Origin of the sequence: Brevibacillus sp. DP1.3A, assembly GCF_013284245.2 — a bacterium.
Classification (GTDB): domain Bacteria; phylum Bacillota; class Bacilli; order Brevibacillales; family Brevibacillaceae; genus Brevibacillus.
In genome coordinates this window covers 1,667,501-1,685,003 of record NZ_CP085876.1, presented here as the reverse complement: position 1 = coordinate 1,685,003, position 17,503 = coordinate 1,667,501, and the positions used below count along the sequence as shown (strand labels likewise).

At 51.0% G+C, this 17,503-nt stretch carries 17 protein-coding genes (1 of these 17 only partly in view); 4 read left to right on the top strand and 13 right to left on the bottom strand.

The genetic code is table 11. The features are described from left to right. Positions 1-38: 38 nt before the first annotated feature. The 6 genes from HP399_RS07890 to HP399_RS07865 all read right to left on the bottom strand — a co-directional run bounded on the left by HP399_RS07890 (position 39) and on the right by HP399_RS07865 (position 6,191). Positions 39-404: a YisL family protein gene (locus tag HP399_RS07890; RefSeq protein ID WP_007715853.1), complete on the bottom strand. Its 366-nt coding sequence runs from the start codon at positions 402-404 to the stop codon at positions 39-41. Positions 405-557: 153 nt separating this feature from the next. Beyond that, the gene (locus HP399_RS07885; RefSeq protein ID WP_173618824.1) at positions 558-1,562 is read right to left on the bottom strand and encodes a proline racemase family protein; all 1,005 of its coding nucleotides are present in this window, start codon (positions 1,560-1,562) and stop codon (positions 558-560) included. Positions 1,563-1,605: 43 nt separating this feature from the next. Further along, positions 1,606-3,045 (bottom strand): aldehyde dehydrogenase family protein, encoded by a 1,440-nt coding sequence (locus HP399_RS07880; protein WP_173618825.1) that lies wholly within the window; start codon positions 3,043-3,045, stop codon positions 1,606-1,608. A 14-nt stretch (positions 3,046-3,059) separates the two neighbouring features. Further along, positions 3,060-3,944, bottom strand: a complete 885-nt coding sequence (locus tag HP399_RS07875; protein WP_173618826.1) for a dihydrodipicolinate synthase family protein — start codon at positions 3,942-3,944, stop codon at positions 3,060-3,062. A gap of 31 nt (positions 3,945-3,975) precedes the next feature. Continuing rightward, positions 3,976-5,001, bottom strand: coding sequence for a 4-hydroxyproline epimerase (locus HP399_RS07870; RefSeq protein WP_173618827.1), 1,026 nt, complete (start codon positions 4,999-5,001; stop codon positions 3,976-3,978). Then, positions 4,998-6,191, bottom strand: a complete 1,194-nt coding sequence (locus HP399_RS07865) for an NAD(P)/FAD-dependent oxidoreductase (protein WP_173618828.1) — start codon at positions 6,189-6,191, stop codon at positions 4,998-5,000. The genes HP399_RS07870 and HP399_RS07865 overlap by 4 nt, the downstream gene beginning before the upstream one ends. A gap of 135 nt (positions 6,192-6,326) precedes the next feature. Between HP399_RS07865 and HP399_RS07860 the strand changes: the two genes are divergently transcribed. Next, entirely contained in the window at positions 6,327-8,087 is a 1,761-nt protein-coding gene (locus HP399_RS07860; protein WP_173618829.1) for a sigma-54 interaction domain-containing protein, read from the top strand. Positions 8,088-8,698: 611 nt separating this feature from the next. Here the strand turns inward: HP399_RS07860 and HP399_RS07855 are convergent. The 7 genes from HP399_RS07855 to HP399_RS07825 form a co-directional block, all read right to left on the bottom strand. Further along, on the bottom strand, positions 8,699-9,415 hold the full coding sequence (locus HP399_RS07855) for an ABC transporter ATP-binding protein (RefSeq protein WP_173618830.1): 717 nt from the start codon (positions 9,413-9,415) through the stop codon (positions 8,699-8,701). After that, complete coding sequence (locus tag HP399_RS07850) at positions 9,412-10,188, bottom strand: ABC transporter ATP-binding protein (RefSeq protein WP_173618831.1); 777 nt, start codon at positions 10,186-10,188, stop codon at positions 9,412-9,414. Before HP399_RS07850 ends, HP399_RS07855 begins: the two co-directional genes overlap by 4 nt. Next, positions 10,151-11,158: a branched-chain amino acid ABC transporter permease gene (locus HP399_RS07845; protein ID WP_173618832.1), complete on the bottom strand. Its 1,008-nt coding sequence runs from the start codon at positions 11,156-11,158 to the stop codon at positions 10,151-10,153. Before HP399_RS07845 ends, HP399_RS07850 begins: the two co-directional genes overlap by 38 nt. 3 nt (positions 11,159-11,161) lie before the next feature. Beyond that, positions 11,162-12,064 (bottom strand): branched-chain amino acid ABC transporter permease, encoded by a 903-nt coding sequence (locus HP399_RS07840; RefSeq protein ID WP_173618833.1) that lies wholly within the window; start codon positions 12,062-12,064, stop codon positions 11,162-11,164. A gap of 41 nt (positions 12,065-12,105) precedes the next feature. Then, positions 12,106-13,251 (bottom strand): branched-chain amino acid ABC transporter substrate-binding protein, encoded by a 1,146-nt coding sequence (locus HP399_RS07835; RefSeq protein WP_173618834.1) that lies wholly within the window; start codon positions 13,249-13,251, stop codon positions 12,106-12,108. Positions 13,252-13,272: 21 nt separating this feature from the next. Beyond that, on the bottom strand, positions 13,273-14,940 hold the full coding sequence (locus HP399_RS07830; protein WP_173618835.1) for a peptide ABC transporter substrate-binding protein: 1,668 nt from the start codon (positions 14,938-14,940) through the stop codon (positions 13,273-13,275). A 222-nt stretch (positions 14,941-15,162) separates the two neighbouring features. After that, a complete protein-coding gene (locus HP399_RS07825) occupies positions 15,163-16,230 on the bottom strand; it encodes a M24 family metallopeptidase (RefSeq protein WP_173618836.1) in 1,068 nt (355 codons plus the stop codon). A gap of 148 nt (positions 16,231-16,378) precedes the next feature. Here HP399_RS07825 and HP399_RS07820 point away from each other — a divergent pair, with 148 nt between their 5' ends. The 3 genes in view from HP399_RS07820 to HP399_RS07810 are tightly spaced (each overlapping or abutting the next) and all read left to right on the top strand, a layout consistent with a single transcriptional unit that may run on beyond the window. After that, the gene (locus tag HP399_RS07820; protein WP_173618837.1) at positions 16,379-16,651 is read left to right on the top strand and encodes a (2Fe-2S)-binding protein; all 273 of its coding nucleotides are present in this window, start codon (positions 16,379-16,381) and stop codon (positions 16,649-16,651) included. Then, complete coding sequence (locus HP399_RS07815; RefSeq protein ID WP_106655494.1) at positions 16,648-16,983, top strand: (2Fe-2S)-binding protein; 336 nt, start codon at positions 16,648-16,650, stop codon at positions 16,981-16,983. The genes HP399_RS07820 and HP399_RS07815 overlap by 4 nt, the downstream gene beginning before the upstream one ends. Then, a protein-coding gene (locus tag HP399_RS07810; protein ID WP_173618838.1) for an NAD(P)/FAD-dependent oxidoreductase crosses the window boundary here: on the top strand, positions 16,980-17,503 show its 5' portion. Its footprint extends 682 nt past the window's final position; the window shows 524 of its 1,206 coding nt (coding positions 1-524); it begins with the start codon at positions 16,980-16,982; its stop codon lies off the right edge, out of view. Before HP399_RS07815 ends, HP399_RS07810 begins: the two co-directional genes overlap by 4 nt.

Below are 17,503 nucleotides of genomic sequence, written 5' to 3'. Positions count from 1 at the left end.
CTTGCGAGGAAACCCTCTTCCTTCCTGTATTGCCTATCTTACATAAATACGCGATAGCCAAGCAGAATAACCAGCACCAAAACGACAATACAGCCGATGAAGAAGCCGATGCTGCCTTCTTGTCGCTTTGCTTTGCCCAGGGACATTTCCATCAAACCGAAGGCGATAACCGCGATAATGCCCTTCACGTAGTAATAGAAATCTGTTGCGTGACCCACGAAAAGCATCCAAGCTCCCGATACAAGAATGATGACCATCATGAGTCTGAGCAGCATATGTACGATCTTGCCTGCTTTTGCTTTACCCACGCGATACAGGATGTAGGCAACGATCAAGAGCACGAATGCGACTTCCCAGCTACCCACATGCGCTTCAATTAACGCTTTGTACGGCAAAAAATTCAACCCCTTTACTCCTAAATTCAATCTTGTCCATTATACCAGAAGAAGGGGAAAAATGCTGATGTCCCAATGCGTGGCAGTATTGTGACCAGGCTTTTTGGGGGATGAAAAAGAGGCTGCCTGTGATCGGCAACCTCTTTTTTCTTGCAAACGATCCTAACGCAGTAAAAATCCGTCTTTCAGCGGGTCCGTAGGGTCAACGACAAATTGATGCAGACCTGTGATGAACGCCTTGCCTTCTATGCTCGGAATGACAGCCGGATAACTCCCCACCTGTGTGGTTGCTACCACTTTGCCGATAAACTGGCTCCCTACAATTCCTTCATGGACAAACGATTCTCCAGCAGCCAGCTTGCCTCGCGCATGCAAGGTGGCTACGCGAGCCGCAGTACCTGTACCACATGGTGAGCGATCGATCTGCTTGTCGGCGAAAATCGTCACGTTGCGTAGGTCTGATCCTTCCACTCTCGGCTTATCCGAGATAATCACCCCGTAAATTCCTTTGAGCTCAGGCTCCAACGGATGAACAACCTCCATTTTCGCCTCGATTTGTTCCTTGATTCGCTGGCCCCACTCTTGCAACTCGGCCAATTGTTCAATTTCTACCTGAACCCCGATATCGTCTGCCTGTACAACTGCATAGAATGCTCCGCCAAAAGAAATGTCTACTGAAAAAGTACGTCCTCCCCACTCAATGGGAACGTCTTGTGCCAAAACAAAGGAGGGGACATTTTCAAACGAGACGGAATGGACAAGCGATTCTTCTACAGTGGCGTGTGCAATGATTCTTCCTGCCGGACTGTCAATCACAATCCGCTCTGTTGGATCTCCCAGCCGAAGTATCCCGGTCTCAATGGCAGCCGTCACAACCGCAATGATTCCATGCCCACACATGGTACTGTAGCCCTCGTTATGCATGAACAGCACGCCAAATGCCGCATCTGGGCTGACGGGCTCTGTCATGACACAGCCGTACATACCATGATGCCCGCGCGGTTCATACATGAGTACCCGCCGGATATGGTCCAGCTCCTCCCGAAAGTATCGTCGCTTCTCCAAAATCGTCTCGCCCACGATCGGTGGGATCCCGCCTGTTATGATGCGGAGCGGCTCCCCTCCGGTATGGGCCTCGATCGTCGTAAACAACTGATTGATGTGCATGACATCCTCACCTTTTTATGCGATTAGCGAAAAGCTTGATGGATCACCACGCGTATTTGATCGCGCATGTTTTCGTCGTACTGTAGAAATCAAGCGCCGCCTGACCCTGCTCCCGTGTATGTGAACTGGACAGCTTCATGCCACCAAATGGAGCCTGGTATTCCACACCTGCCGTCTCCTGATTGACCCGAACCATCCCCGCCTGCGCCACATCCAAAAAGCGATGGGCACTCGCCAAGTCTCGGGTGAACAGTGAAGCACTCAGTCCGTACACAGACTGGTTGCACAGCTCCACAGCCTCGTCAAATCCGTCTGCTGTCAAAAGCACAGCCAATGGTCCGAACACTTCCTCCTGAACGAGGCGATGATTGGCAGCGACACCCTCGACAATTTGGGGACGGATATAATAGCCTTGCTCCTCTTTTGCATATGATGGGCTTTGGGCAATGACTGTTGCTTCAGCGTTAGCCAATGCGATGTATTGCCCAACCGTCTCATATTGTGCAGCCGAGGCAACAGGACCCAAATACGCTTCCAGATCACTGGCATCTCCTACTCGGCACGTCTCCATAGCCGATTGCAATCGCTCGACCAGTGGCTGGTAGATCGCTTTTTCTACAATGATCCTGCTGGTAGCCGTACATTTTTGACCAGCCGATCGAAACGCGCCGCTGAGCAAAATCGGAACCGTTTTATCCAGATCAGCATCAGCCAAAACGACTGCCACATTTTTTCCGCCCATTTCGGTTTGATATTTAATATTGCGACCCGCGCACGCGATGGCAATCTGTTTGCCCGTTTCCGATGAGCCTGTAAAGCTGACCGCATCGATTTCAGCTTCATTCGTGAGTGTATTGCCGATCTCTCGGCCCTTGCCAATCACCAGATTCAGAACACCCGCAGGCAGCTTTGTTTCCGCAAATATTTCAGCTAGTCGTGTCGCTGTGAGCGAGCCATTTTCCGCTGGCTTCCAGATGACCGTGTTCCCGCAAATGAGGGCAGGGGCGATCTTCCAGATGGGGATCGCAACGGGGAAGTTCCATGGTGTGATGGCCGCCACAACTCCGAGCGGTACACGACGGCTGTATTGCAGGACATTCGTATCTGAAGAAGGAATCAGGTTGCCGTTGGAACGCATCCCTTCTCCGGCATAATAGCGCAACAGACTGACCCCGCGCGCCACTTCTCCGCGCATCTCGCCAAGCTGTTTGCCCATTTCTCGGCTTGCCAGCTGTGCCAAGCTGTCTGCATTTGCCTCCAGTGCCGCAGCCATTTGAAAAAGGATTTCGCCACGAGCTGCACCCGTTTGTTTTGCCCAGCCGATCTGTGCCGCACGCGCTGCCTGTTCAGCGGCAAAAACATGTGACCGATCAGACAGATGCAGAACGCCGACTTCTTCTGTGATACGCGACGGGTTTTTGACCGTTAGTTCCTTCCCTGACGGCGTCATCCATTCGCCGCCAATCCAGTTTTTGCTGTGCATTCTAGCCGTCCCCCTTATCGTCCACTTGCAGCGCCGACAGCGTAGTCAAACGCCTTTTTTATGCCTGCGTAGTATTCTTCAGACAGCGGCAGACGCGGCGGACGAGTCGGTCCTACTGGGAAATTCGCCAGCTCCATCATGTATTTGATCGACTGTACCAATTGTGGACTCGCATCGTAGTGGAACAGTGGCAACAAGCGGCGATAAAGCGCTTGTGCTTCGCTGAGCTTGCCTGCCCGTGCCAGACGGAACAGCTCCACTCCTTCTTTTGGCAGCGCATTTGGCACACCCGAAATCCAACCTGTCGCCCCGATCAAGCCGCCCTCCATGACGAGATCGTCTACACCGACCATAACTTCCAAATCCGTCTGCGCGAGAATATCCTGCATGCGGCGTACGTCACCGGAGAATTCTTTCACAGCGACGATATTTTCGAACTTCGCCAGTCTTGCCAAAATGTCCGGTGTCAGGTCGATTTTGTAGTCGTGAGGATTGTTATAGGCAATAATCGGCAGCCCGACAGTGTTCAGTGCCTCGTAGTGGGCAAACACTTCATTTTCCAATGGCTTGTAGTTAATCGGAGGCAAGGCCATCACCCCTGCTGCTCCCGCATCCTTGGAGAATTGCACCCATTCCACTGCTTGACGGGTAGACGGAGCAGCAGAACCTACGACCACCGGAACTCGACCTTTTGCGGCAGCGATCACGGTTTGAATGACTTTTGCCCGCTCTTCCCCTGTCATTGTCGCGTATTCTCCCAGCGAACCGGACGGAACCAGTCCATCTACGCCCTCCTGAATCAACCAGTCACACAATTCTGCCAAACGTTTGTAATCCACCTCATAATCGTTAGTAAACGGCGTGACAATCGCCACGTACACTCCTTCAAATCTTGCCATTTTCATTCTCCTCTCACATTTGGGTTTTGTTTTAATGATCCGTTGCGGCTGGTATGAGCAAAAAGCCATTCGCCAGCTCGTCTTCCGGATTGTAAAAAATCGTATGCTTGCCCATCAGCCAGGCCGAGCCTGCAATTCGGGTGATGACAGCAGGTAGCCCCCCTTCCTCCGTCACCTGCAGCACTCTTCCTGTAAACAGAGAACCGACGATGCTCTCATGCACAAACGGTTCGTCTATCCCGATCTCCCCTTTGGCAAACAAGACTGCCAGCTTGGCGGAAGTGCCTGTTCCACATGGCGATCGGTCTATTCCGCCCGGTGGTACGACGACGGTATTTTTCACATCCGCTCCCGGATTGTCAGGGGCCGTATAGAACTCCACATGGGTCAGTCCGCGAATAAACGGCTTCTCCGGATGAACGATCTCCATGGCCTGATTAATCGCTTTTCGAATCGTGACGGCCGTATCGACAATGGTGGATGCATGGGCTGGCGTCAGTTCGAGATTGAGCTTGCGTGCATCTGTGATGGCATAAAAGTTTCCACCGTACGCAATATCGCAGGTCACCGCTCCAATCCCTTCTACTTCTACAGTCACATCTTGCTGATAGAGGAAGGCTGGAATGTTCACAAATGATACTTCCTTGGCTTTCCCTCCCTCTACCTGTACGGCTACCTCGACCAAGCCTGCTGGCGTATCGAGCGTTAGCTTTGTCACCGGCTCGGTCACGGGGATCATGCCTGTCTCCACCAGCGCGGTACATAGACCGATCGTATCGTGGCCACACATCGGCAAGTATCCGCCTGTCTCGATATAGATCACCCCTACATCTGCATCAGGATGGCATGGATCAACGATCAAGGCCCCGGACATCACATCATGCCCCCGCGGCTCATACATCAAAAACGAGCGAATCCAGTCGTACTCGGCCTTCATCTGGAGCATTTTTTCTCCCATCGTGGCTCCGGTAAGCTTTGGCAGACCACTGATTACCGTGCGGGTAGGGTTTCCCCCGGTATGCGTGTCAATGGTGGTAAACACCCTCGTTGCTTTCATGGATGCAACACTCCTTTTTTCGTAAACCGTTCCAAGCGTAGCGGCTCTGTCGGAATGATGGTGTCTGTCTGATCGACTAGCATCTCGGACACCAGCTTGCCTGTGACGGCAGCCAGACTGATTCCATCTCCTTCATGACCAGCCGCGATAAAGTAACCGGGAACTTCTTCTACGCGAGAAATAATCGGCAAGTGATCCTCTGTCCATGGGCGCAAACCGCAATACGTGCGGATGATGGCAAAGTCGGCGATCTTCGGATAAAAGCGCAGCGCTCTTCTCGCCATGCACCTGACGACATTCAGATCAATCCGCGTATCGAAGCCTATAAACTGACGACTGGAGCCAATCAAGAAGTTCTGGCTCTCTGTCGGTTCAAATACGAGCGCGACTCCATACTTCTCTGTCTCTTCGTCTACTTGTCGCACTCCACCAAACTTCGAGATGAGATAGCCAAACTCCATCACCTTACGCACGCCGACCGGCATCTGCCGCGAGGCGACGATCAAGTGACCTTTGCGCGGAACGATCGGAATATCCACCCCGACCATTTTGCCAATGACTGGTGCCCACACCCCCGCGGCGTTGACGACCTGCTTAGCTGTCATGCTGCCGGTACCAAGCCCGATGTGAAACGTTCCCGTCGCCTGATCACGTCTAAGCGACTTGACCTCTGTACGGCGCATGATCCTCGCTCCATGCTTTTTCGCTCCTTCAAACAAGGCAAAGGTCAGCATGTACGGATTGACGGTAGAATCGGTGGCGCACTCCAAGCCTCCCAGCAAGTCGTCCGCAAAGTAAGGCGACTCCTGCCGAATATCCGCTCGGTCCAGCATCCGAAACGGCAGTCCGGCTTCCTTTTGCCGTCGCACCCATTCATGGGCGGCTTCCATCTCGGCCTCTGATTCGCAGACGAGAATGCTCCCCGGTGCCCGATATTCAAACGTATGGTCCAGCTCCCGGCTAAGCTGATCAACGAGCATCTGGCTTTTCAGGGACATCTGACTGTCAAAGCCGGGGTCCTTGTCGATCGCCAAAATATTCCCGTCACAGCGCGAGGACGTCCCTGATGCCAGCTCGCCTTTTTCCAGGACAACGACATCCAATCCAGCCTTTGCAGCGTAATACGCAATCGCCGCACCGATGATGCCACCGCCGATTACCGCAATCTGCGCATGAGTTTGTACTGTCATGCTGATTCTCCTCAAATGCGTATTCTGCTACTCTCTTACTCTTTTTTTGCAAAAGCCATGCCAATCGTTCCAAGCGTGGTTTCCAAAATATTTCGTCTAAATTCTTTGACAACCGAAAGAGCGAATGTATAATAAATGAGAAAATGTTCAAAATTTTATACACTTGAACTACCTCTTTTAAAAGGGATGATCGAGTTGAATCACAAACTTCCTGCCTTAACCGAGTTGATACAGACAAACATGCGGATTTTCAACGATCAAGAGCTTCTCCCTCCTCCGTTGGACGAAACCATTCCTGTATTTGCCAAGCATCAAACCAGCTGGTATGTCGCCGATTCCTTCCATTTAAGCGTCAACTTGACGATCGATTGCACACAAGCCCCTTGGGAACCAGCTGCTGTGATGACACTGGATTCAACATTGGCCGACGCCATTCACCTGCTAGCTACTCACAACTATCTCCTGATTGAAAAACAGCCCGGAGTCCCTGTCGGCTACCTTCATCGAGGTGCCGTCATACAAGCCATTTTTTCCTCGTATGAGATCTTGGAAGCGTATTTCGAGACGATGATTAAGACCATGGATGCATCCATATCCGTCATCGATGAAAAAGCACGTGTGATGGTTTGGACAGAAGGTGCTGAACGAATCTTTTCCTTGAAAGCAAAAGAAACGATTGGTCGCCCGATCACCGAATTTTTCCCGCTCGAAATGCTCGAAACAATCAAATCGCTCCAAAGTGGACAGTCTCTCTACCGTCATCAGCATCAGCCGCGAGAGGATCTCGTTGTGCTCATCAATACCAATCCGATCTATTTGCATGACAAAATCATCGGTGCTGTCGCGGCGGAAACCGATATCACGAGCCAGGTCCGACTGAACCAGGAGCTGTTGAACGCCAATAAAAAAGTGAATCATTTGCAGCAGGAAATGGCAAAGCTCAGTCCGACCCCTGATCCATTTGCACAGATCAAGGGAACGAGTCTCCCCATTCGCCATATCAAGTCCATGATCCAAAAGCTCAGCGCTACACAAGCAACCGTCTTGATCACAGGGGAAAGCGGCGTCGGTAAGGAGCTTTTCGCCAAAGCCGTACATGATGTGCGGGAAGGCTCCAATGCGCCCTTTATCGCCATCAACTGCGGTGCGATTTCGCCTACTTTGTTTGAAAGCGAGCTGTTCGGGTACGAGAAAGGTGCTTTCTCTGGTGCGGATCAAAAAGGGAAAAAAGGAATGATTGAGCTGGCACGTGGCGGAACGCTGTTTCTCGACGAGGTAGGAGAAATGCCGCTCGATATGCAAGTGAAGCTGCTTCGCGTGCTTCAAGAGAAAAAGTATTATTCGGTCGGAGGGACCAAGCAGATTGAGGCGGACTTCCGCGTAGTTGCCGCCACGAATAAAAATTTGGAGGAGTTAGTGAAGGAAGGGAAGTTTCGCCAAGACCTGTTCTATCGGCTCAATGTCGTGACGCTGAAAATTCCTCCGCTTCGAGAACGCATTGAAGATACGATTGAACTCGCCCACTTTTTTCTCTATGAATTCTCTTTACGTTACAACCGTCCCATTCATGCTATCTCACAAAATGTAATGCAAAACCTGCTCCAATACGACTGGCCAGGCAACATTCGCGAGCTGCGAAATGCCATTGAACGATTGGTGGTATTTGCGACGGACGGTATTATCAAAGAAGAGGATTTGCCGTATTCCTTGCAAGGTCAGGCGAAACAGGTACCGATTGAGCTCCCTCCCGATCTCTTTTCCCTGCAAGAAGAAATCGAAGCGCATGAGCGACGCGTCATATTGCGAGCCATCGAGCTGGAAAACGGCAACAAGCAGGCCGCTGCCAAAAGACTTGGCATATCGCGTGCCACGCTCTATAACAAATTGGGGAAGTAAAAAAACGTTGTCCTTCAACGGTAGTGCATGGGGGAGCCCTGCCACATGTTTTCCAGTCGCCTGTATCCTCTCTACGTTCGGGCGGTCTCCTTACAAACTTGTGATAGGGCTTTCGAGCTGTTAGGTGTTCATCGAGCTTTTCAAACCGTTTTTGGGGTTGGTCAAGGTAGATTTCTTGTGCTAGCTGATCATCTTGAGTTATCGAATTACGACTGTGAAGCATTTGTGGTTCGTTTTACGACTCAATGATTGCGCGTTACCTGCTTGGATCGACTTACAATCATGTTTTACAAAAGCCGCGTAGGAATGAATGGCGGGGAATTTCAGCTTCACTTATGGAATCCCTCTTCGAAACTTCTACGTTTGAAGCGCTCCCGCCATTCATTCCGGAGCGGACAGTCCTCTCCCCCTTGCGGGGCATAGGCCGAAGCGTAGACTGGAAATCCGCTTCTTCCCTCCACTACAGCTTCTTTTTAAATATCGTACGCCACCTCGAGCAAAAATCAGGAAACCTTCGCCCCTCTTTGGGAGGCAATACCTCAGACAAAATACGGATCAATTCCATGGTTGATTCCTCCTTTGTCGTCGGGCACGTAAGCAGTGCATGCGGCCTACGCGCCCAAATACGCCTTGACGATCGAATCATCGGCCCTGAGAACGTCTGCCCTATTTTCCATGACGATGCGCCCTGTCTCCATTACATAGCCGCGATGAGCAAGCTTCAACGCTGCCTTGGCATTTTGTTCGATCAAAAGAATCGTCGTGCCTTGCCTGTTTATTTCTCTGATTATATTCATGATCTCAACCACAATAATCGGGGCAAGCCCCATCGACGGCTCATCTAGCATCAAGAGCTTTGGACGTGCCATGAGACCGCGGCAGATTGCGAGCATTTGCTGCTCGCCTCCGCTCAGCGTTCCTCCCATTTGTTCACTCCGCTCCTTCAATCGAGGGAACAGCGCGAATGCCTGCTCAATCCCCTCTGCGATGGCCGCCTTCTCTTTTCTCTGTGTAAAACCACCTAGCTCCAAATTTTCACGCACAGTCAAGCCAGAAAATATCCGCCTGCCTTCTGGTACATGGATGATGCCAGCCTCGACAATCTGGTGAGGAGCCCAGCCTACGAGACTCTTTCCATGAAGCAAGACATCTCCACTGCTTGGTCGAACGATTCCAGAAATCGTTTTGAGTGTCGTGCTCTTGCCTGCACCATTGCTGCCTAGCAATGCGACAATCTCTCCTTCATGCACATGCAGGTCGATACCTTTGAGCGCTTCAATTTTTCCGTAAAACGAATGAATGCCGCTGATCGTCAAAAGTGGTGTCATATTGCCTCCTCCTCCTTTCCGAGGTAGGCCTCTACGACACGCGGATTACTGAGTACATCCTCGGGAGTTCCCTCTGCGATCTTCTGTCCGTAGTCGAGGACGATTACTTTTTCCGATATTTTTTTGATCAAACCCATATCGTGCTCGATGATCAGCACTGTCAACTCGTAATGGGTGCGGATTCGCTTGATCAAAGCAATCAGGTCTTCCTTCTCCTCATAATTCAGCCCCGCAGCAGGCTCATCGAGGAGCAATACTCGCGGCTTGGTAGCTAAGGCCCGCGCGATTTCCAAATAACGCTGAGCACCATACGGCAAGTTTTTGGCAATGCGCCAACAACTGTCTTCCATCCCCAAGAAGCGAAGGCAGTCTCTTGCCGTATCCTCGATCAACTGTTCCTCTCGTCGCTGTGCCCTAGTCTGCCATAGTGCTCCCCAGACGGTTTGGCTCGTGCGGCTGTGCATGCCTGATTTGACATTATCCAAGACCGTCAAATTCGGAAACAGCCGCAAGTTTTGAAACGTTCGCGCCATGCCGAGTTGTGTGATTTGGCTTGGCTTTTTTCCCACGAGCTGGTTGCCTTCAAGGTTGATCTGCCCCGCTGTCGGACGGTAGAATCCGGTGATCATGTTAAAAACGGATGTTTTCCCCGCTCCATTCGGGCCAATGATACTGCTGATCGAGCCTGGGCTGATAGCAAAAGACAAATCGTTTACCGCAGTCAGACCGCCGAATTTAAGCGTTACATTTTTCACTGTCAAGCTTGACGTCATTACCGCTGCCCCCTTCCGTAGCCTCCTCGGTCTCGCCATGTCTAGCGCCTCGTTTCATCTCATAGCGGGCAGGCCACAGTCCTTGGGGGCGAAACAGCATCATCGCGACCAGCGCGGCGCCGAAGATCAAATACCGCCAATCTTCCACTGAGCGCAGCAGCTCCGGCAAAGCAATGACCAGCACGGCGCCCAAGACGACGCCAGGAATGCTGCCCAAGCCTCCCAATACCACTGCCAGAAGTATCATGATGGACTGGGTAAAGCTAAAGCTGAGCGGCGCAATCGCACTCATTTTGACAGCAAAAACAGAACCAGCCAAACTCCCGATGACAGCTCCGATCGAATACGCCATCAGCTTCATATTAATCCGGTTAATGCCCATCGCTTCGGCAGCATCCTCGTCCTCGCGGATATACATCCACGCCCTCCCGATGCGTGATGTGCCCAACCGTTTTACAGCCACGACCGCCAAAACAGCAATGATCAAGATCAAATAGTAAAAGTCGATCTGGCCGCCAAGAACATAGCCCCCAATAGAAGGACGCTGGATTCCGTAAATGCCTGAAGCTGATCCGGTAATCGTAAGATTAATCGCTAAAATACGAATGATTTCCCCAAAGCCGAGGGTGACGATTGCCAGGTAGTCACTGCGTAGCCGAAGTGTCGGCGCCCCGATAATCACACCCACAATAGCCGCAAATACCATGGCCACAGGCAAGGTCAGCCAAAACGACCATTGATAGACCGTCATTAGAATGCCTGTCGTATAAGCGCCTACGGCAAAAAATGCAGCGTAGCCCAAGTCGAGTAATCCGGCAAAGCCGACTACCACATTCAGCCCCTGGGCCAAGACAACGTAGAACAAGGCAAGTGTCGCAACATCCAGCCAGTAGTTATTGGACAGAAACGGCAGTACACACGCGACGGCGAGCAACAGGACAACAGCGATTTTTTTTCGAGATGGATTCATCCGCTACATCCTCTCTGTCACTTTCTCACCCATGATGCCCGTTGGCTTTAATACGAGAATCAGGATCAACAGGGAAAACGCCACGACGTCCTTCCATGAACCGCCGAAAATAAATGTTCCGGCTGTCTCCATCATCCCGAGCAGCAGCCCGCCCAGCATCGCTCCCGGAATGCTGCCAATTCCGCCCAAAACCGCCGCCGTAAATGCCTTGAGTCCAATGATAAAGCCCATCATGAAATTGACGGTTCCGTAATAAGCACCTGCCATCGTGCCTGCACCTGCTGCCAATGAAGCACCGATGAAAAAGGTCAAGCCAATGACTTTATGCACATGGATGCCCATTAAATGACAAGCCGTCTGGTCGAGCGCAATCGCCCGCATAGCCTTGCCGTACAGCGAGTGATTGATGAATAGATGCAAGCTCAGCATTAAAAGTGCCGAGATGACGACAAGCCCGATTTGGACATATGTGATTTTGGCCCCTAGCAGGCTAATGCCGTCGTGAGAAAGCTGCAAGGGATACACTTGATACTGCGCTCCCCAAACAATCATCGAGCCGTTTTCCAAAAAAAGAGAGACACCAATTGCCGTAATCAGGATCGAGAGACGTGGAGCCAACAAGAGGGGCCGATAAGCCACCCTCTCAATCCCCATCCCGATGACGCCGACAATCACCATCGTCAGCAATAAGACAATCAATATTCCCATCAAGCCTGCCCCAGAAGAGTCTCCGCCGAGCACGCTGAGCAAGGTATAACCGACAAATGCACCGAGCATGTACAAATCGCCATGCGCGAAGTTAAGCAGCTTGATAATGCCAAAAACCATCGTGTAACCCAATGCGATCAAACTGTAAAAAGCACCGATGACCAATCCGTCCGCCAGTGTTTGGACGAGAATATCCATTCCTCCACCATCCTTATTTGAGGCAATGATTGACGTATGCCCTACTTCGCTAATGTGAACTTGCCACTCGTCACTTTCAAAACGGCGAAGTTGGAGGTATCCAGCGTATTTTGGGCGTTGAACGAGATCGTTTGTCCGAGCGCCTTGAAATCCTTTGTTTCTTTGATCGCTTTTTTGATGGCGTCACGATCAGTCGAGTTCGCCCGCCCAATCGCATCTGCCAGCAGATTGACCGCATTGTAGCTCAACGCTGAGAAAGGCCCCGGTGCCAAGTTGTTGTACGTCTGCTTGTACTCAGAAGTGAACGCTTCTGCCCCCTCGATGAATTCCGATGTAGGGGTCGCGGTAATCAAAAGCCCTTCCGCATTGTCTGTGCCTGCAATCTTGATGACGTCCTCACTAAATGAGCCATCGCCTGCGAAGAACAGACCGGAAACGCCTTTTTGCTTGAATTGCTTGACCATGAGTCCGCCAGCCGCATAATAGCCGGTAAAATACGTCGCGTCAGGCTGGAGACCTTTTATTTTTGTGACCAGCGCACTGAAATCTTTTTCTTCGGGGTTGATCGCTTCGTACGCAATGACGCTTCCGCCGGATTTCTCAACGGACGCTTTGGCAAAATCGGCCAGGTCTTTGGCGTAGGCAGAATTGTCATGGATGAGCACGACTTTTTTCGCCTGGTTCGCTGCCATGTAATCTGCTGCGGTTTGTGCTTGATCTGGGGTTAGGCCATTGATCAAAAAGAGGGTGTCATAGCCTTGAGCGGGTAATTTGGCTGAGTTGGCTGCGGGAACGATCATGGGAATGTTGGCGTTTTTGAATACACCCGATGAGGGCAATGTCGCACCTGAGCAGTAGCCACCGACGACAGCTACTACGTTTTGAGAGACCAGCTTATTGGCTGCTGTCGTCGCCATTTGTGGATCGCAGCCATCATCAGCTACTTCGATCTTCAATTTTTTTCCAACAACTCCGCCGCTGTCGTTTATTTTTTTGACAGCCATTTCGATGGCGTTTTGCATGTCTTTTCCATCCGTTGCATTATTACCAGTTATTGGTAAAATCACACCGACGAGTATCTCGCTAGCGTCTGCACCTCCAGTAGAAGCTCCTTGATTGGCACATCCCGCTACAGCAAGCGTTAGAGTCAACATCGCTGCAACTATCACGCTTCCCCACTTTTTCATAGCCCATCCCCCATTCGAATATTATTCGATTGATGCCCATTTCCAGTCGATTGCGCCTAGACCATCCTGGAAGATTCCTTTTACCTTGTCATTCTTCACCCATGTATGCGTATAGAAGTAGATCGGCATAATCGGCATTTCATCCATCATGATTTGCTCGGCTTCACGCAGAATCGCCTTGCGCTTTTCCGGATCACTCTCGGTGGCGGACTGATTCAGCAGCTCTTTGAATCTCGGATTCTCCCAGCGCGTGTCATTGTTTCCCCCGTCCTTTTCCTTGAACAGCTCCAGGAAGTTGATCGGATCGTTGAAATCACCCGACCAGCCGAGACGCCCGACCTGATAGTTGCCCTCGTGCATGGTCTCGAGGTACACCTTCCATTCCTGATTTTCCAGCTTCACTTCTGCACCAAGGTTTTGACGCCATTGGTCCTGAATCGCTTCTGCGATCTTTTTATGCCCTTCCGACGTGTTGTAGCTGAGTTTGATCGGCGGCAGTTTAGAGATGCCCAGCTCTTTCATTCCTTCTTCTAACAGCTTGTTGGCCGTTTCTTGATCATTGTCTTTGAAATAGCCGCCCGTATTGAGTCCCATTGTCGGAGGAACTGCTGCCATCGCTGGCTGCTGATTCGCTTGGAGTACGTTGTCGATCAAGATTTGACGGTTAATGACGTAGGCAAAAGCTTTACGAATCTTCACGTTATTGAACGGAGGTTTCTCTGTATTGAACTTGTACCAGTAGGTAGCACCGACCGGCTTCACTTGCAGCTTTCCGCTGTCTTTAAGCGCTGGCATCGCATCTGTTGGCAGCGAGCTTAACGGACTGCCTGCCCAGTCAATCTCGCCATTTTCGAACATGGACAGCTCTGTGTTTTCATCCTCCACCATCGAGAACTCGATCTTGTCCAGTTTGACACTATCTTTGTCCCAGTAGTTGTCGTTTTTCACGAGTACCATTTTGCTTTTGTGTTCCCAAGACGCCATTTTGAATGGACCATTTCCTACATGTGTTTTGGCTTCTCCGGCCCACTTTTCATCTGCCTCGATTCCCTTTTTATTTACCGGGAAATAAGTTTGGAAGGCGGTTAGCTCCAGAAAAAACGGGGTTGGATTCGTCAATTCTACTTGGAGGGTTTTGTCATCCAATGCTTTTACGCCGACATCATCCAAGCTGCCAGTCCCTTTGTTCGCATTTTCCGCATTCTTGATGTAATAGAGCTGGTAGGCGTAATTGGACGCTGTCTTCGGATCGAGAGCTCGCTTCCACGCGTATTCGAAATCGTGCGCTGTTACTGGTTCTCCGTTGCTCCACTTGGAGTCTCTCAGCTTGAAGGTGTATGTTTTCATATCACTCGATACTTCAATCTTCTCGGCTACTGCTTCCTCTGGCTTGCCCGAGGGCCCGATGCGTGTCAGTCCATCAAAGACTGCTTTGACGATAGCAGCAGAAGTCGTGTCTTCCGCAAGTCCAGGATCACCTGTAGGTGGTTCGGAGTGAAGATTCCAGCGTAGGACTTGGGCTTTTCCTGGTTCTTTAGCCGTGGTGGCAGGTGCTGGCTGCGTACTCGACTGTCCACTCTGTGATGCTTGCTCGGCTGGCTTTGCTGCTGGCTGTCCTCCTCCACATCCTGCTAACGCTAATCCCATGACTGCTAGGCTACTCATTACCGCGAACATACTTTTTTTCATTTGATCAACCCCCATTGTTCAGTCGTCATGTGTTAGTTTTCAGAATTATCAGAATGCAAGAAATGTGCCAAAAATGAAGGCGGCAGTGGCTTCGTTCTAGAGTTGGTTGTTGTACACTTTTTTGTACACTGTATTGCTTATTGTGTTTCAAATTTTAGACACCGCTGGTAGACAAAAAAAAGCCTCAGCCCACTTACTCGGCCAAGGCTTTTGTCTCTCGATTTACAAAATGATCAATTCACGCGGTGAATGTGTCAGCACCTCATTGCCACTCTCTGTGACAACCAGATCGTCTTCGATACGGACCCCACCAAGCTCTGAGATATAAATCCCCGGCTCCACGGTCAAAATCATGCCTTCTTGGAGAACAGCGGTGCAACGTGTGGACATAAATGGCTCCTCATGAATATCGAGGCCCACTCCATGCCCCATTCCATGTCCAAATCGCTCGCCATAGCCGTGCTCCGTGATGTAGTCCCGTGCGAAGGCGTCTGCCTCTTTCCCGGTAATGCCAGGACGAATGCCTGCAACAGCCCGATTGCGTGCTTCCAAAACGATCTCGTAGATGGCTTTGAGCTGTTCATCAGGAGTGCCAACAGCAACCGTACGGGTAATATCAGAGCGATACCCTTGATACAATGCGCCAAAGTCCAGCGTGACCATATCCCCGGCTTCAATCATTTTTTCGCTCGCTACACCATGAGGAAGTGCGGAACGATAACCAGAAGCAACAATGATGTCAAAAGCAGAGCCCGACGCCCCTTCCTTTCGCATGAACATTTCCAATTCATTAGACACCGCAAGCTCTGTGATACCAGGACGCAGGTAGGAAGTAATATGGGAAAATGCCGCATCGGCGATTTGCGCAGCCGTTCGGATGATCGCCAGTTCTTCCTTTGTCTTAATCATCCGCAATCCCTCAATAACACCTGACGTCGGAATGAATGCTGTTTGGACGGCCTCGCTGTATTTACGATGCAAAGCAAATGAGACATTCTCCTCCTCAAAGCCGAGATGGTTGATCCCCATCGCTTCCGCCTGGCGCGCCACTTCACTGTAAACGGATTCTTTTGTCGGCAAATAAACGATCTCAAAACCTGTTGCTTGTGCTTGCGCTTGGGCTGTGTAACGGAAATCTGTGAAGAGCTTGGCCTGTTCCCTAGAAATGAGGACAACTCCGTATGTACCTGTAAAGTTTGTGAGGTATCGGCGGTTTTGTCCATTGGTGATCAAAATCCCGTCAATCCCAAGTGAATCGAATTGCTCACGCAGTCTTGTTACTTTTTCCATCTCTGTCATCCCTCTTTTGTTTGTCGTGATTGGGCTCGTTCTTTGAGAATATTCAGCAAGTATTGTGCCAGCCAGGACGATCTCTCTCGCTTTCCCATGGCATGACACTTGCATTTTTCATCAAACAAGAATGAAAGGAGGCTTCATCATGGAATCGCATCCATTGATTATTTGCCGTTGTGAAGAAGTAACTCTCGCTGAATTGGTAGAGATCGCCCAAACCTATCAATGTACCGCACGCGAGCTGAAGCTACGGACCAGAGCCGGCATGGGCTGCTGCGGTGGGAGAACCTGCCGTACATTGATCGATCAGGTCATTCAACAAGTAACTGGCCAAGCGCCTTCACATACTGTACCTCTTGGATACCAACCGCCCATCCGTCCTGTCTCATTTCAAACGCTTGGGGGGCAACGGGCATGAGTCAACGAATTGATCACCATCCGGTCCTCGGTTCACTCGGTGACAGAAAACAGCTACCTTTTTATTATAACGGCTCTGTCTATACGGCTTACGAAGGTGAGACGATTGCGGGAGCCCTATTGGCTGCAGGGGTCCGTACGCTTCGGGTGCATGAGGAAAAAGGAACTCCGCGAGGAATTTACTGCAATATCGGTCACTGTTATGAATGTCGCGTCCATGTAGATGGTGTCCCTACCGTGCGTGCTTGTATGACGCTTGTGCAGGAAGGTATGCAAGTGAATGCTGGGTCTCTCCTTCCTACTCCCTTGAAAAAAGGAGGGCATGGTGCATGATCGACCTTCTCATCATCGGGGCTGGACCTGCGGGCTTATCTGCAGCAATTGCAAGTGCTAGGCAGGGATTGGCTGTTCGTGTAGTCGATGAGTTTTATCGCCCTGGGGGCCGCTTGCTTGGACAGCTTCACGAAGAACCGGACGGTGTGTGGTGGAATGGGCTGGATGAGGCAGCCCGACTCACGGAGGAAGCGAAACATCTCGGTGTAGAGATCTGTTGCGGCGTCTCTGTCTTTCATTTGACGCAATCCCAGAATGGCTGGGTCGTCTCTACGACACAGGGGGAAATGACAGTCCCATTGCTCCTGATCGCAACGGGTGCTTCTGAAGCAGCCGTACCCGTGCCAGGGTGGACGTTACCTGGCGTGATGTCCATCGGAGCTGCTCAAGTCATGACAAATGTACAGCGCGTGCGAGTAGGACAACGTGGGATAGTCATTGGAATCAATATCTTATCGGTAGCCATATCCCGGGAATTGCAGTTAGCTGGAATTCCCGTGGATCGAATGATTCTCCCATC